Below are 16168 nucleotides of genomic sequence, written 5' to 3' on the forward strand. Positions count from 1 at the left end.
CTGAAACAGTCATCGCTCAACTGCCGTTCTGGTTCGAGCATTACAACAATCTTCACCCGCATAGTGCTTTAGGATATCAATCACCGCGCGAGTTCATCAACTCGCAATCTCAAACCTGAGCATGTCCGGTCTTTTGGGGGCAACTCCACCTCAGATCTGGTCCCCGCTTTCAGCGGCCGCCCTATTATCCCACTTTCGACGGATACGGGCTCAGTAGAACGGGCTAAACTCAAGGTCGGCGGTTCAGCCCAAACTGACTCCCGGTTCGTTCACCTGGATCCGTCAGGGCTGGTCGGGCCCGAGAGCTCGCCTGTTTCCAGAGTACGATCAGCAACTTGTGAGCGGAGCCGACGAACATCGGTTGTTTGAGACGGCCGCTATTGCGTGCGATGCGCTCCTTGAAGCAGAAGGTTAGCATCGGGCTCTGTTGATGGCGCAGCCATAACTATGCGAGTTCGACCATTGTCGCTCGCAGCCGCGGATTCCATTCCCGATTCCAAGCTGGTGTTCGAGCAAATACACCTCTCCTTCCCATTGCTACGTTTGAAAATATGGTTGCCTACCCCTGGGTTGTGACGTACCAAGTATTGCAACGTCACGCATTTTTGTGAGTTCAAAGAGCCACAGTCTTTGAGGGAAGAGATGAACCCACGCAATCCCTACGATTATGAAGTATCTTTTGATCAGCACGTTTGGCTTCCGGCCGCGGCACAGACATACCGCAGTATCGTCGACTTGATCGACGACCGAGGGGCGATTGATCGCTTGATCAATCGGCACTTGAAGCCAGCTGTCGGCCGCGACCCGGAACCTCTTGCGACAGAAAAGATACTCCTTCGGCTCTCAGAGGATGAATTGACGGAGGTACGACGCGCACTCGAAGCCAGGGGCGAGCATGCATACTCGCAAAATATGCTCGTTTTCGCCTCATTTCATTACCCAGACCTCAGGAGTAGGCTCGGCACATCCGTTAAGAACCCTCCGGACCACATCCATCGGATGCAGAAATCTGATTACTATATCGGGGACATTTACAGCGCCGACCTAGTCGCAACTACTTTGAGCCGATGCAACCTCGGGCTGGAGCCCGACTGCGTGTATTTGGACTTTGGGTGCTCATCGGGTTCACTCATCCGCGTTCTTCAGGCGGCCGCCCCAGAGGCTTCATTTCACGGTGTTGATCCGGTTCGCAGTTCGATTGAATGGGCGTCTCAGAACATTGAACGCGCCACCTTCGCGGTATCGAACATCTCCCCGCCTCTCGCATATGAGAGCGGGCAGTTCCGCGGCGTTACGGCAATCTCAATCTGGTCTCACCTAGGCCAGGTTGAGGCACTAGCGTGGTTCAACGAAATGCACCGCGTGATTCAGCCTGGTGGTTGGCTCTTGTTCACGGCTCACGGGGAATCGTCGATCTGCCATTACAACGCGATTGAGTTGTTCGCCCCACGTCGGATCCTCGCCCTTCTCGAAGGAATCGTTAACAGCGACTTCGTCTTCGAAGAGGTCTATTTGGGCAAGTCCCCGGAAGGTCTCAGTGCCGCCGGGTATGGGAATGTCTACTTTCGCCGTGCTTGGATCGAACGTTGGCTCGGCGATAAATGGGAGATAGTTTATTTCGGGGAGGCTGAGAACCAACGGAACCAGGACGTATATGTCTTGCGAAAGCGCCCGCCCGAAGTAGGAACGTTTCAGGCAGCTCGCTTAACAAATTCATACATGAGCCGGGTCCTCAGCAGGTTGTCCTGGATTGTAGCGTCGATCGAGCCGATATGGGGCAAGCGGACAGCCCAAGGGCTGCCGAAAATAGTGTGATCAGCGTAAGCGGTGACGTGAGGCAGTCATTTCTTGAGATTCCAGGGCATCAATGCGTCGATATCGCTCGCTGGCCAACCGGCCGCGATGCGCTCGAGCGTCTGCGACAATCACGCCAGTGGATCGACTTCGTTCATCTTGGCGGTCTGGATGAGGGTGGAGAGCGTCGCCCAAGTTCTTCCACCGCCGGCATCTCCGACGAATCGGTTATTTCTCCGAACGATTGCCTGTGGCCGGATGGCACGCTCGACGAAGTTGGAGCCTATTTCAATCCACCCGTCGTGGAGGAAGTTTCGAAGGCTTCACGCCGACTAAGGGCATAGCGAATAGCCTCGGTGAGTTTTGACTTTCCGGGAATGCGGGGCAGCGTGTCCTGCCAGAGCTTGTAGAGATTGGCAACGACTGCAGCGGAGGTCTCTTCGCGGGCTTCAACGCGAACATCAGGGGGTTGGGCATGCACCTTTTCCTCGATCGACCAAAGCACGACCGTCCTTCAATTGTCGCCGTTGCCACTTGGAGCTTTCGTTTGCGTGCAGCTCGTAAAACCGGCGCCAACTGTGCGCCCAGCATCCCGCCAGAACAGCGCCGTCATTTCCGCGCTCTGTCGCGCGACACGATTGTAGGCGGTGTAGCCGTCTGCAGGATACCGCGATAGTCATCGAGATGCCAGGCGACGCAATCGTCGGAGCGACGCATCGAGATCTGTGTCAATGGTCTTGCCCTGCTGTTGCGAGCGGCGGTTGGTGTCGGCAATCGTGTGGTCGCCGCGGACTACGTTCCCGATCCCCCGACGATGAAGTGATAATGCTCCCTGTCGAGAACTGATGCCAAATAGGCGCCGGCGAGCGATGATACGCGACATCTTTACCGGCTGGAGCATTCCAGCGTTAGGCGGTATTTCATGGCGATGTCCTTGTGGTTGGGCGAGCGTTCCTCAGTGGCCCGGCTTCCGCGATTGGTGGAAACTATATATATTATTGTCGTCTTATATATGTGAGCGAACGCCTCGGCGTAGATTTTTAGAACCGAAGCATTACAGGGGGCATTCATGGAGCTTGGCGAGTCAACAATCAGCGCCCAATTTCAGGGTAGCGAAATCAGCCTGATATCGAGGGATCCGCTTCTGGGGAGCTTCGAGTTAGTCTCATCGGCGGGCGCGACGATCGAAGTTTCGTTAGACCGTCCCAGTGCGGAGGCACTACTGTCAGCACTCGTCCAGTTTGTCTCGCAGGGGCAGGCTGTAGAATTTGACGATTGGATGTAATTCAACTGCGCGGCGTAATGTGCTCACACGCTTCAGGAAAGCGAGACCGCTTACTCGCAGTTGACGATCAATCGAGACTAATTTTGATTCCCGACAAAATTGCCAAAGAAGCATGGAGCCTTTCAGCCTGTCACCTTGCGCGCGGACAGCGCGACCCGACTATTATGGTGGCTGAGGCGACGGCCTTGGAGCGGCAGCGCTGTCTGGAAATCGCCACGGAATACTGCGGAATGGACAGCAAAGTTGCCAGAGACATCCGAAGTGACGCAACAGTAGTCGGAGCGCGGTTTCGGCACGCTGCCGTCACCCGAGCTGAAGAAAGCTCCAGAACCTCACGAGGATGATCTGGAGCCTTTCGTCTTGGCGTCGAAATCACAGACGTCCGCTTGTAAGGCGGTCGCGTTTGTTACTCAAGCTTGTAACGCGCCTCAGGCTGCGGTTTTGTGAGTCAGGCGCCATAATTCCAATAACCCTACGACACCGATCGCGATGAGAATTCGACGTCGGACATGCCCAGGCAGCCTCTGTGAAAGACGAGCCAGATGACAGCATGGTGAGAGCGGGTTTTTCTCTATTCGTGATGAACTGCAATTCGTTGCACGCATAAGAACAACTCTGCTGGCCTCAGCCAGCATTGTATGGTTGGCTTGCGACGCCGCTTGTGCAACACAATCGCGCAATCAAACGGAGGTGCAAGCATGTCTGGTATAGTAGAGCAAAACGCGTCAGAGGCGGTTCCGGTGTCCACCGACACCACGATTGAAGAACTTGCCGACCTCGCCTACCGGTCAATTCTTGGCCGTCCTGCTGAAAAGGGCATCGCCGAGAAATGGGCGCAGAGGGCGCAACAGGAGCCGAAAGAGCGGCTTATGACGAACCTGGTCAATTCTCCTGAGTTCCAGCGAAACTACCTGCACCGCCTCGTCCGGAAAGATGGGATGCGTGCTGTCGCCGACATCAACAACCGCCTGTCTTTTTCCATCCTCCCCAAGCCGCTTCACCAGGAGCGCTTGAGAATGATCAAAGACCACCTCCCGGTGGTCCCCAAGGTTCTCGATCTCGGCGGCGCCTCAGGCGACGAGCAAGGCGCCCTCCTCTCGATGGGGTACCGCGGAGCCGAAGACATTACGATCATCGATCTGCCACCGGATATCCGCTTCAAGGCCGCGATGGAAAAGGCGACCGTCTCGGAGCACCACGGAACAACGGTACGGTATGCCTATCATTCGATGGCCGACCTTGAGCGGTATGAGGACGAGAGTTTCGATTTCGTCTGGTCTGGCGAGACAATCGAGCACATCCCGCTCGAAGCCGGCGATAACGTCTTCAAGAGTGTCCAGCGCATCCTGAAGCCAGGTGGCATCTTCGCACTCGATACGCCGAACCGCACAGTTACCCGCCTCGGCGTGGGGGACACTGGGTTTATCCACGCCGAGCATGCTCACGAGTATCGTTTCGAGGAATTGCTCGATCGTCACAGGGATTGCGGCCTCGACGTCATCGAGACCAAGGGCTTGATGGACGCTCGCCGCTCGCTTGAGGTCGGCTATCTCCTTCCAGACGAAATGGCCGCCGGGACTATCAACGACACCCCCGAGACCTCTTACGTCTTCTTCGTGAAGTTCCAGAAGCCCGCTTAGTTCGCGAGACTGGATAGCCACTGCCATTGGGTACCGGCTACGTTCTGTAGGGTGATCCGCGAGATGTTGTTCGCCAGCGTGATATCCGCCCCTAGAAACAGGTTTTCGGTACCATTTTTCAAGGCGACATCCCGGGCGCCGGAACGTAAACAACGTGATGATGTCGCCATTGACCTGAGCCTCAAGTTTCCTACGGTGTTTCGGAAAGTCTTGGGTTTTCATGAACTGCCCCAGGTTGCTGGACCAGCGGAGGCTAGAGTTTTCCAGCTTCTCTCAGGGCCGCGGGCTGGTTGCGCCACCCGAATTCACCAGCGAGATCGGCACCTTGTTGCCGATCGCACCATATGGCCGAACCTCATTTTAGTTTCTTCGCCAATCCTCCATCCTTTCGCGGGCAATGCCACACCCCCAAACGATCGACGACGAGGACCGAGTCGCACTTCCGTGCAGCGCACGGGGTATCCGGCCATCATGAACCCCGGAATTCTCTGATTCCTGAGATGCAGGCGTGTGCTTGCCGCTTGCGTTGTCGGATGAAAAAAGTAATGTGGGCGCGTCTGTGAAGTCGAACGCTCAGACAGAAGGCTCCTTGCGCTCTCACGGCAATAGGGGCCTTTTTGTCATTGTGAAAGCGTGGATTTCTCGCGAATTGCATCGAACCACGCATTCGAGCTTTCCGGCCATTGACATCCCCAATCATCCGCCCCTAGCATTCTTCCTGCCGAGGGGCGCACTGTCACGGTGCTGAGATGGCGGTGAGCCAGACCCTTGAACCTGATCCGGATCATACCGGCGTAGGAACGGCAAGGGCCCTTCTGCTCACCAGCCGTCTTTGCGCTTACCGATCGGATCTCCGTCCATTTCCGGGAGGTCGCTTTGCTCGTGTCTGTTTTTGAATCAGTTATAGAAGGCTCAAACCTCATTCGGGTGGTCCGATGACTGCGATCGCCGTTACCATCGCAGGTTCGGATTCCGGTGGCGGGGCGGGCATTCAGGCGGATCTGAAGACGTTCTCGGCGCTGGGCGTTTATGGCGCCAGCGTGATCACGGCGGTCACGGCGCAGAATACCCGTGGGGTTTCTGCGGTTGCAGATATCTCCCCGACCGTCGTTGCGGCTCAGATCGACGCGGTGTTTTCCGATCTTGCCGTCGGTGCGGTAAAAATCGGAATGGTGTCGCGGCGCGAGACGATCGGGGTGATTGCCGCCGGTCTTAAACGCTATGGCCAGCTGGCTGTCATCGACCCGGTGATGGTGGCAACCTCCGGCGATCATCTGATGCAGCCGGACGCGATCGCGACGCTCAAGGAGGAGTTGTTGCCGCTGGCGCTTGTGCTGACGCCGAACCTCCCCGAGGCGGCGCTGTTGACCGGACGCGCAATTGCCGAAACCGAAAGCGAGGTCGCGCGTCAGGCGGAGATGCTCCTGAAGCTCGGTGCGCGTTCAGTGCTGATGAAGGGCGGCCATGCCAAGGGCAAGGACGCGATCGATATTTTCTATAGCGGGGAGGGTGTCCTTAACCTGTCACGGCCGCGGATCGAAACCAGCAATGATCATGGCACCGGGTGCACCCTATCGGCCGCAATCGCCTCGGGGCTTGCCAAGGGTATGCCGATTGACGATGCGGTTGTGGCAGCCAAGGCCTACTTGCATGCCGCGTTGGTGGCGGCCGATCGTCTGACCATCGGACAGGGGCGGGGGCCGGTGCATCATTTTCATCATTGGTGGGGCGACGCCAAAGGGTCGGCGTCGCGCCTTCGAACGTAACCGACTCCCAGGGCGCTCTTGGTCGTGCTTCGCGATCTGGCTGAGCAGTGTGGGCTTCGGGTCTATCTCAGGCCACTGCCGCGCTCGGCAGGGCCGGTTGTTCGCCCTTGAGCATCTTGCGATAGAGCGCCACATGTTCGCGCGCGCAATCGACATGGCTCGTCGGTCGCCTAAGCGTTGCCCGCAGATTGTCCCATGCCCGCGGCGCGCCGAGGACGTCGATCAGGCGGTCGGCCAGATCCTGGGCGCTGCCGGTGCGGAAGTGATAGCCGTCCAGGCGGTCGCGAACCTTTTCGGCCATGCCGCCGATGTCGGAGCAGAGGATCGGCCGGCCATGATGCAGCGCTTCCTGGATAACGACAGGGGAATTTTCCCACCAGACCGACGGCATCACCACCCAGTCGACCGAGCGCATCAGCCTTGGCATGTCCTGGTTCTGGTAGGCGCCGTAGAAGCGGACACGACGACCGGCGTCCTCAATGAGTTTCGCCACCTTCTCCTGATAGTCTTTCGGTTGGCGCTCGAGGTTGCCGCCGAAGATCATCAGCGAGGATTCATCGCCCCAGATGTCATCGGGCACGCGCGATACCGCGTCGATCAGCACGTGAACGCCCTTGAACGGCGTCATCTGTCCGAAATAGGCAAAACGGTTGCGCCGGGCCGTTGGCGACGGCAATTCGCGGGCCGGAGCCTTGTCGCCCATGACGATGCCGTTCTCGATCACGAAGATCTTTGCGGCTTCGAGCCCCCATTCGACATAGCGGTTGGCGAGAAAGGCGCTCGGCGCGATGAAGGCATCGGCGAGATTGAGCATGCCGCGCACGAACTGTTCGCGGCGAACGAAGCGCGACACCGGGATTTCGGGGAAGCACGTGTGGCAACTGATCGGTGAGGCGCCGTTGCAAAGCTGGCCCGAGGGGCGTTTCACCATTTGCCCGTGATTGTGGCAGATCGGCAGATACTCATGGAACGTCACGACGATGCGTGCCTTGGGCAGGGCATCACGGACGGCATAGAGCGCTTCCAGGCCGAAGCCGAGAATATGATGGAAGTGAATGACATCCGGCTTGATGTCGCCGACGAAGCGCAAAAGGTCGCGGCGGATCGCGTCCGTATCGCCGTTGGAGAGGAAGAAATGGTCGAAGTCTTCGGCGTGGTAGAGCACTTCGTCCATGGCGAGACGCAGGCTCATCAGTGCGGAGGCACCATGGCGCGGAACCGGATTGCCGACACGGGCGAGGTAGATCGATTCCACACCCGACAGGCCGTTCAGTGCCTTGTGAAGACCATGCGAAGCAATTTCCGCACCTCCGAGCGAATGGGTCGGGTGGCCATGGGAAACCACAAGTACGCGGAGTTTTTCGCTCATGCGTCAGTCTCCTCGAAGAATGTTTGGGCGGTTTCGGAGGCGGGCATCCAGCGGGCGCGGAAGAGCGTCCGGTCGACACGCTCCACGAACCGGGCGGTGGCGGCGGAGCCCGCTCCGGGCACCTCGTCCGATCCGACCATCTGCAGGGACGGAAGCCAATAGGCCTCGTAGCCCTTGCCGCTCAGGCGAAGGGCAAGATCGAGCCCCTTCAGTGCTGCGCCGAGATAGGTCGGCGACGGGCCTGCATCCTCCATCAGCGCCTCGCGCGGCAGGATGCAGCAATCGAGCGATGCAGTTGCGACCCGGGTCAGCTTCAGGCGATTGACGGCACCGACCGGATAACCGGCGTAGCGGCTCGATTGAAGATGGTCGGGGCGATCGAGCGACGTGCTGCCGGCCCAGCGGATCGAGTGATCCTCATAGGCTAGGGTCGGCGAAATGATGCTTCCCGTCTTTGCCTCGTAAGCGGAAACGAGTGCCTGATACCACCCGGTAATGGCTGGCGTCAGCGACGAGGAAAGCAGAACGACCGCGTCGCTGTTTACCCTTTCGGCAGCCGCTTGCGCCAGGTCGCATGCATCGCCGGCGCCTTCGACGGATATGAGCCGCAGCGGTAGGCGATAGAATTCCGAGAGCTGACGGATATGGACCGCGTGCCGTCGGAACCGCTCGGCCTGGAGCACGAGCGCGATCGGGGCCTGGCGCGTTTGCGGATCAAGCGCAAGCAGCCCCAAAAGCGGTGCGAAATCCGTCTCGGTTTCTTCGGCGACAAGAAGGATGGCGGTACCCTCGGCCTGATCGAACGGTCCCATGTCGACGACTGTCTCGACGCTCGGTGCGGTGTTGCGCGCCGCCGTCAGGAAAGGGACGATCTGCCGGTCGATAATATCGGGCAGGGCCCAGCTTGTCGGATCGATCGAGCCAAGCAGCCGCAAGGCGGCGGCGCGTGCGGGCAGCCGCACGGGGAAAAGTGGCATGTAGGCGCGGCGGGCGTCCCTGAGGGTGAGTTCGAGGTGAACTGGTCCCTCCGCTTCGCCACCAAGCGCCTCGATCCGACTGATAAATCCATGAGACCGGCGATGGCCGGAAATCGCGCTTTTGAATTCCGGCCGATCGACGAAGGCCTCTTCGACGTCGGATCGTTCGGTACGGGTCCAGGCTGCGTCCAGCCGCGCTCCGCCGCCCTGTCGGCAAAGTCGCACGCTTTCAACGTGCCCATCAGGGTCTAAAAGCCAGCCCGAAATTAGGAAGGCCCCATCCTCACCCTGGTAGAGTGCATCCACGCCAAGGCGGACAGGGACCGGAAGGCTTGAGATCGTCTCGGTGCCATCGTATCCGCTGGCGGCATCGCGTAGGCGAAGCATGACTTGCGGCGAGCTCTGGCTCTGGAGCAGCATCGCGCGGATATGGCCGGGTGTCTCGAGTGGACCTGTCACCACCCGGCGTTCGTGGAGCCCGACATAACGCCAGGCGCCGCGGCCGCGATAGAATATGCCCTTGATGTCGCGCGCTCGGGGCAGATCGTTTGCGGACAGGAGGCCGACAAAGCCGGCCGAACCGTCAGGCGCGTCGTTGCGCTGGAAAATGGCGACGTTGCAATCGGCAAGGAAGGTATCCTCGCTCTTGACGATCGCCCGGCAGACGCCGGCGGGCAGGTCGTGCGCCCATCCTTTCAGGGCGATGGTTCCATCATGCCCCTCGCCGAGCAGTTCGATATATCCGTCGCTCGCCGCTCCCGTTTTAAGCAGGGTCGTAATGGCCGCGAGCCGTTGATCGGCATCCGGCGGCTTGATCAGCACGTCGACCAGGCGGCCGAGCACGTGTACCAGCTGCGGACCGGCGAAATCCTTCAGCATCGCCGTGACTTCACCGATTGAAACGGTGCGTGGCGCAACCATATAGCGCTTACCGTTACCCGCCTTGCCGAAGCGGAGCGTAGTCGGCAGCTGCTCCGAGCCTTCGACCGGAAGCAGCGCGGCAAAGCCATGCGTGGCGGAAGACTGGGGTGCCGCCAGCCGCCAGCCGACGACCGACGCCATGACCTGGCTTGACGCATCTTCATTGATCTCGACCGGCAACTGATCGGCCAACGGGCCACCGGTACTGATAACGAGAAGCATTGTTTCGTCGATCGGGCAGGCGATAATGCGTCCACTGCGCGCAATACGGCCAAGCGGTGCAGGGCTTGCGGAAAGGCTGAGTTCCGTACTGGGCATGAGATGGGCCTCAGGTCCGAAGGAAGACGGAAAGGATCGCGCCTGCCGCAAAGCCTGCAAGGACAAAGAGAAGCAGAAACGCCGGCTTCAAATCGCCGTTCGAGCGCTGCTTCAGTGCGTTGAGGCTCTTTTCCATACCCGCGATTACACCGTCGAGCCGCATCAGATGAACGTCGAGATCGGTCAGTCGCTGGGTGATTTCTCCGCGGAGGTTCGCGACATCGTCGCTGATTGCTGCAAGTCCGGGGCTTTCGACTTCATCGCCGTCGTCAACTTTCGACCGCAGGGCGGAACGCTGCGAGACCTGCAATTGCCGTTGCGCTGCCATCAGCACGTCGAGCTTGTCGAGCACTTTTGCAAGTGGCGCTGCAATCAGCGCTTCGGCCGCCTGTTCGTCGGGCTTGGGAACACGAAGCGGCAGTTCGCCCCCTTTGCCGGTCGCCGCAAGCACGACGAGTTCACCGCTGCGCGCGCTCGCCATCTCAGGCAACGCGATTTCAAACGCGTGGTTGCCGTCGCCGATCCCGTTGCGCTTGAGATCGGGCCGGTTGCGGTCGGCGAGCGCCTCGGCGATCACCTTGCCGTCGAGAAGCACGCGAATGGCAAGCCGCTTCTCCGGGGTTTCCGGGTCGAAGGCCCAGCCGAAGACGCGGCCCTGGTCGATCGCGTCCACGCGGCCCTTCAGCGGCTTTGCATTGTTTTGCTCCGGTGCGACGTCCGGTTTGTCGGCTGCTACAGACATGGTCTTCCCTCTAGGCGGCGGCGGGTTCTCGGGGCTCGATCGCGTCGATGAGCGTGAGATAGCGCCGGGCAGTGGTATCGATATCGTTGGGCTTGCGGGCATTGGCCGAAAGGCGGCGCCGAAGGTCAGGGCTTTCCGCCATGCGGCGCATGGCGGCAGCCAGCGCACGCGGATCGTTTGGCGAAACGGTGATGCCGTTGACGCCGTCCTGCACCATTTCGGCCATCCCGCCGATATTGCTGGCGATCACCGGTTTACGCTGGGACTGGGCCTCGCCGATGACGAGCGGTGCGTTCTCCCACCAGATCGAAGGCACAATGGTGCAGTCGACCGCAGCAATGAGGCCGCCGATGTCCTCGCGCCTGTAGGCGCCGCGCTGCTGGACGGAAGGCGCCGTCTTCTTGAAGAGCCGGGCGATCTCGTCCTTGAAACTGTCGGCCTGGAAGGGGGCGCCCCCGTGCACCCGCAGCTCAAAACGCAGGCCCTCGTCGATCAGCTGCCGCGCAGCCTCGAGAAGCACGGACGTGCCTTTCCAGGGATTGAGATTGCCGAAATAGCCGAAGACCGGCCGATCGTTCTCCGGCTGGCCCTTGCGCGGCGGGTCTCGTGGCGGCAGGCCGTTGGCAATCACGTCGATTTGGTCGCCGTTAAGACCCCAGTCGATGAAACGTTGCCTCAGAAACTGGCTCGGCGAGATGAAGCGATCGACGGTTCTAAGCAACGCTTTCAGATGCTGCTCGCGCAACACGAAACGATCGAGCGGAATGTCCTTGAAACAGCTATGGCAACGGTCGGGGCTCGACTTGTGACAAAGCTCCTTGCCGCTGGTGCGCACCATCAGGCCGTCGTGATGGCAAAGCGGATAGTAGTCGTGCAACGTCATCACGATCCGGCAGTCGGGCAGGGTGCGGCGGACGATGTGCGGAAACTCGGCGCCAAGCAGCAGCAGATGGTGGATGTGAACCACATCCGGCCGGAAATCGCGCAAAAGCTCGGTAAGGTCGGGCACGACGCCATAGAGGTCGATCTGGCTCATGAAAAAGCGATCGAAATGGCCGGACCACAAAAGCACCTCGTCGCCTTCGGGGCCGATCGCCTGAAAGCTCGTGCCGGGCCGCACCTGGCGGTGGGTCTGGTTGGTGGCGCCGAGGAAGAGCGCCTCGTGACCGGCCCGCTGATAGGCGCGGAAGAGGTCGTGCGCGAAAATCTCCGTGCCGCCAGGGTGAAGCGCCGGATGGTTGTGCGCGGCGACCAGAATGCGCTTCTTCATCCGCTCACACTCCGACGTTCGGCGACGAAGACATCCTGGTAGTGACCGGCACTTTGGCCCCGCCAGTGACCGAGCGATTTCAGGACCGTCGTGAAGCCTGCCCGCTCCAGCGCCCGGTCGAGAAAGCCGTCGTCGAAACCGACGGCGGCAAGCGGCGGAAGACCGGGCACGAACCAGCAGGGGCCGTCGCCGCTACGAACGAAGGCAAGACGGGGATCCCGCCGGCCGTGTTCATCCTTCGCGGCGATGCTATCGACCACGAAGGCGGTAACGAAGAGCCGTCCGCCGGGCTTCAGCATCCGGTTGATCTCGCTGAAATAGACGAGCACTTCGTCCGGCGGCAGATGGGTGACGATCGACGTCATGATGGCGAAGTCGAACTGGCGATCCGGGTAAGGCAGCTTCAGCGCCTTGCCGTTGATCCTGCCTGACGGGTTGTAGAGTTCGTGGGCGATGTCGACATGCTGGAAGGTGAAATTCGGATAGACCGGCGTGACGGATTGACGGCACCAGGTGACGCCGCCTTCCACCGGGTCGATACCGACATAGCGCCCGTGATCGCTATCGAGATATTGCGTCAGCGGAACTGCCATGCGGCCGATGCCGCTGCCGATGTCGAGCACGCTGCTTTTCGGCTGTAATCCGCCCAAGCGGATGAAGTGGCCGAGAAACTCCGCGCCGACAGCCCGGTAGCTGCCATCTCCGACGAAGACGCTGTTTTGGTCAGGCTGCGGCAGGAAACGATTGGTGAGAACCGTCTGAAGCATGCCTTCGATACGGTCTTCGTTCTGTTGCCAGGCCGGCTGCAGGTTGTCTGCGTGGCGAAGTGCGGGCTGGTTCATGCGGCGCTCCTGGCGGCAGGCTTACGGGTGCTCGGCGCTGCCGCCTCTTCGGCGCCGAGGTAGGATGGCATCAGGGTGGTAATGTCTTGGTTCCAGCGCTCGGTATGCAGCCATGCATTGTACTGGCTGGCGACGCCGCGCGTGTAATCCTGGCTGCGGCTGATCGAGCGCCGCTCCAGATGATAGAGACAGGCTGCCGGCTCATAGACGATGTCGAAGCCGGCTTGGCGGATCTTGAGGCAGAGATCGCTGTCCTCGTAGTCGCCAATGACGAAGTCCTCGGCATAGCCGCCAACGAGGTCCCACACCTCCTTGCGCATCACCTGGCAGGCGCCGGTGACGCCGGGCACGCTCCGCATTTCCTGCGCCGGCGCATAGGCGCCCGGCATGCCCTTGTAGAAATGGTGATTGAGCCAGATGTCCTGCTTGTTACGGGCAAAATAGAGGCCCGCATGCTGCAGCGAGCCGTCCTCGAACAGCAGTTTCGGGCCGATGGCGCCGATCGATTTTTCCTTCAGCACCGGAAGCGCAAGCTTTTCCAGCCAGCCGGCCCCGCAGGGAACGACGTCCGAGTTGAGCATGACGATGACAGAACCGCGGGCAAAGCGTGCACCGGCATTGCAGGCGCGGGCATAGCCGCCGTTGCGGTTCATCACCACGAGCTTCATCGAAAGCCCGTGAAGCAGATGGAAGCCACCGAGCAGGTGTTCCGTCTCGTCGTGGATCTCCGGGGAATCGAGCACGTAGATGATCTCGGCGTTGGCCGCGACAAAAGGATCGGTCGCAAGTCCCGACAGCTGGAAGCGCAGGAAGTCGAGCACGCGGTAGAGGGGAACGACGATAGAGATGAGAGGCGTGGCCATCATCGGGCCGAAGTCCTTGGTCTGGTCGACCCTGATCGTCTTGCCCAGTCGCTGCTCTACGTCTCTCAGCGCCGGCGCAAGGATCGTGCGGAATGCCTGATCGTTGGCGTGTTGGGGCGGAACGGCACGCAGGATGCGGTTGCGTTGCGTTGCAGGATCGAAGGGTTGCGGTTTTGGCACCAGCGGCTTGACTGCGCCGGACGCCAGCCGCAACTGGAAGCGCGGCTGAAGAAGGGGACCAAGCGGATCGCGCATCGGCAGCCAGCTGACAAAACCGGTCACGTCGGTCTTGGAGCCTTCTTCGGCGCCGCGGGCCCAGCCCGGAAATTCATACCAGTTGCCATCGAGCGGCAAGGCCGTGCCGTCTTCCTGGAGATAGTCGATGCCGGCAAGGACGCCGTTCGCGTCCCGCGTCCATCCGCCGATGAGCAGGCCTTCCGACATGGCAAGGGCGAGGTCAATCTCAGCACCTGGGTGGAGTGCGGACTTGCCGGCCTGCCTTGCCGGCAGGGCGGAGCGAAGCTGCAGGTCGATCGCAAGCGCCGTCCCGCTTTCCGGAACCTCGCTCAAGGACCGCACGACGAACTCGCGCAAGCCCGGCGCTGCGCCGTGCTCAGGCCACCATTGCTGGAGGTTGGGATATCGGGAACCGCGCGGCGAAAGCTCACGCACGGCGATACCGCGCTTTCCCATGATGATGAGTGAGAGCGCCTGGGGCGCGCGCGGCGATTCAAGAACGAAATGGCAGCGGCGCTGGCCGCGCTCGGTTCGGCCGGTTATGGCGAATTGCTGCGGCAGCGGCAAAATTGCCTCGGCGCCGAGCGCATAGATGGCGTTGATCTCGCCGAGCTCGGCATTGACGGCCGTCTCTGCCAGATAGCGTCCATGCGCGAGCCGACAGGCGATGGTTGCGGGGCGCTGCCCAAGGTTCAGGGCGTGGATCACGTCATCGACGAGGCCAATAAAGAATTCGTCACGAGACAGGCGAAACGCGCTTCGCCAGACCGTCAGCAGATTGTTGAGAAACTTGAGACGACCTTCGGGCTGAAGATCGGAAAGCTGGGCCGCCAGATCGAGGAAAGGGAGTTTGGCGGTCGGTTCCAGAACCACCGTCTGCAAGATCTCGCCGTCCGCCGCGATTTCGCCGAGTTCGCGGTCGTTTCCGGGGCGCATCGCCCAGAAGATCCGTTGGCCCCCCTGGGCGCGCGGAAGCGCCATGCTGACGAGAGGTACGAGGGAGCGCGACGCAGAAAGGGCGTATTTGGTCTTTGCCGGGAGTTCGGAAGGTGCGTCCAAGATCAGCACAGCAACGTCGAAGCCGAGCCTGAAAGCTGCGGCGCTTGTGAAGTCGAGGCCGAAGCTTCTGATACGGTCGTCTGCCGTCACGCGCTACTCCTGAAGGACAGAAGGGAGGGCGCCCCACGGGAGGAAGTGGGGCGCGCCAGTCAATCTCAATGGATCGTGAAGTAGTGGTTCGGGTTCGCCTGGATGTCGTCGGCGTCCGCATTGACGAGCGTCAGCGTATCGCCATGGCCGAAGTCGATGACCACGTTGCCACCAACCTGGGTGACGCGCGATGCCAGATCTTCAGGCGACGAAATGTCGAGGCCGTTGATGTCCTTCGAAATCTGCAGAAGGTCTTCGCCGGGCGTGAAGTCGAGGATGACGTCGTTGCCGCCACCGCCGTCGAACACGAACACGTCGCTGCCTTCACCGCCGGTCATGACGTCGTCGCCGTGGCCGCCGTTGATGATGTCGTTGCCGGCACCACCGAACAGAATGTCGCTGCCGCGGCCGCCCATCAGCAGGTCGCTACCGTCGCCGCCAATGAGAATGTCGTTGCCGTTGTCGCCGTAGAGCAGGTCGTTGCCCTGGCCGCCGAACAGGACATCGTTCCCGTTGTCGCCATGGAGAACATCGTCGCCCCAGCCGCCGAACAGGGTATCGCTGCCGTTACCGCCGAACAGCATGTCATCACCTTCGTCGCCGAAAATGGTGTCGTCGCCATTGCCTCCGTTCACGAAGTCATCGCCAGCACGGGCATGGATGAAGTCGTCGAAGCGTGAGCCAAAAAGGGCGTCATCATACGCGCCGCCTTCCAACGTGGCCATATGCTACTCCTCTTAGTTGTTGCTTACGTCATCTTGGTTGTTGCTTGCGCTCATCCCCGGTCTCAAACCGGTGGCGAGCGCGGCGACATTGCACTGCAAAAAAACATATGGCAACAGCAAAAAAGAAATAAAAACAGCTGTACTGTATTATTATCTGCTACCTACGATGTATATCCTGTATCAGTTTGATGATTATCCCTGAGATCTAAGGGGCGATAGTTTTGTTATTACTTAGAAATAAATTCAAAATTAGAAACAAATTGCCGGCGA

At 60.2% G+C, this 16168-nt stretch carries 11 protein-coding genes, 2 pseudogenes and 1 riboswitch; of the genes and pseudogenes, 4 read left to right on the forward strand and 9 right to left on the reverse strand.

What is annotated here, in order from left to right:
- Together BLU15_RS19110 and BLU15_RS19120 are read left to right on the forward strand one after the other, a co-directional pair.
- Nucleotides 1–119, forward strand: a 119-nt coding sequence (locus tag BLU15_RS19110) for an integrase core domain-containing protein (RefSeq protein ID WP_143034230.1), incomplete at its 5' end; no start/stop codon positions are given.
- Nucleotides 120–642: 523 nt separating this feature from the next.
- Nucleotides 643–1815: a class I SAM-dependent methyltransferase gene (locus BLU15_RS19120; RefSeq protein WP_090297159.1), complete on the forward strand. Its 1173-nt coding sequence runs from the start codon at nucleotides 643–645 to the stop codon at nucleotides 1813–1815.
- Between the two features lie 26 nt (nucleotides 1816–1841).
- Here BLU15_RS19120 and BLU15_RS19125 read toward each other — a convergent pair.
- Nucleotides 1842–2505: pseudogene (locus BLU15_RS19125) on the reverse strand (transposase); the annotation flags it as partial.
- Between the two features lie 1272 nt (nucleotides 2506–3777).
- Between BLU15_RS19125 and BLU15_RS19135 the strand changes: the two are divergent.
- Nucleotides 3778–4719, forward strand: coding sequence for a class I SAM-dependent methyltransferase (locus BLU15_RS19135; protein WP_176960310.1), 942 nt, complete (start codon nucleotides 3778–3780; stop codon nucleotides 4717–4719).
- Between the two features lie 273 nt (nucleotides 4720–4992).
- On the opposite strand, the pseudogene BLU15_RS38985 reads toward BLU15_RS19135, so the two are convergent.
- Nucleotides 4993–5115, reverse strand: a pseudogene (locus BLU15_RS38985) (IS3 family transposase); the annotation flags it as partial.
- Nucleotides 5116–5433: 318 nt separating this feature from the next.
- A riboswitch (TPP riboswitch) is annotated at nucleotides 5434–5537 on the forward strand.
- Between the two features lie 117 nt (nucleotides 5538–5654).
- Here BLU15_RS38985 and thiD point away from each other — a divergent pair.
- Nucleotides 5655–6485 carry a bifunctional hydroxymethylpyrimidine kinase/phosphomethylpyrimidine kinase gene (gene thiD / locus BLU15_RS19140; protein ID WP_090297166.1) on the forward strand — a complete coding sequence of 277 codons (831 nt, stop codon included), beginning with the start codon at nucleotides 5655–5657 and terminating at the stop codon, nucleotides 6483–6485.
- A 67-nt stretch (nucleotides 6486–6552) separates the two neighbouring features.
- Here the strand turns inward: thiD and BLU15_RS19145 are convergent, their stop codons facing one another.
- The 7 genes from BLU15_RS19145 to BLU15_RS19175 all read right to left on the reverse strand — a co-directional run bounded on the left by BLU15_RS19145 (nucleotide 6553) and on the right by BLU15_RS19175 (nucleotide 15898).
- Nucleotides 6553–7854, reverse strand: coding sequence for a glycosyltransferase family 4 protein (locus BLU15_RS19145; protein ID WP_090297168.1), 1302 nt, complete (start codon nucleotides 7852–7854; stop codon nucleotides 6553–6555).
- Nucleotides 7851–10070 (reverse strand): hypothetical protein, encoded by a 2220-nt coding sequence (locus BLU15_RS19150; RefSeq protein ID WP_090297171.1) that lies wholly within the window; start codon nucleotides 10068–10070, stop codon nucleotides 7851–7853. The genes BLU15_RS19145 and BLU15_RS19150 overlap by 4 nt, the downstream gene beginning before the upstream one ends.
- A gap of 10 nt (nucleotides 10071–10080) precedes the next feature.
- Nucleotides 10081–10812, reverse strand: a complete 732-nt coding sequence (locus tag BLU15_RS19155) for a hypothetical protein (RefSeq protein ID WP_090297174.1) — start codon at nucleotides 10810–10812, stop codon at nucleotides 10081–10083.
- 10 nt (nucleotides 10813–10822) lie between these two features.
- On the reverse strand, nucleotides 10823–12082 hold the full coding sequence (locus BLU15_RS19160) for a glycosyltransferase family 4 protein (protein WP_090297176.1): 1260 nt from the start codon (nucleotides 12080–12082) through the stop codon (nucleotides 10823–10825).
- A complete protein-coding gene (locus tag BLU15_RS19165; protein ID WP_090297179.1) occupies nucleotides 12079–12924 on the reverse strand; it encodes a class I SAM-dependent methyltransferase in 846 nt (281 codons plus the stop codon). Before BLU15_RS19165 ends, BLU15_RS19160 begins: the two co-directional genes overlap by 4 nt.
- Nucleotides 12921–15173 carry a glycosyltransferase family 2 protein gene (locus BLU15_RS19170; protein WP_090297183.1) on the reverse strand — a complete coding sequence of 751 codons (2253 nt, stop codon included), beginning with the start codon at nucleotides 15171–15173 and terminating at the stop codon, nucleotides 12921–12923. The genes BLU15_RS19165 and BLU15_RS19170 overlap by 4 nt, the downstream gene beginning before the upstream one ends.
- A gap of 65 nt (nucleotides 15174–15238) precedes the next feature.
- Nucleotides 15239–15898, reverse strand: coding sequence for a calcium-binding protein (locus tag BLU15_RS19175; RefSeq protein WP_060521066.1), 660 nt, complete (start codon nucleotides 15896–15898; stop codon nucleotides 15239–15241).
- Between the last annotated feature and the right edge of the window lie 270 nt (nucleotides 15899–16168).

Origin of the sequence: Ensifer sp. YR511 (assembly GCF_900103045.1) — a bacterium.
Classification (GTDB): Bacteria; Pseudomonadota; Alphaproteobacteria; order Rhizobiales; family Rhizobiaceae; genus Ensifer; species Ensifer adhaerens.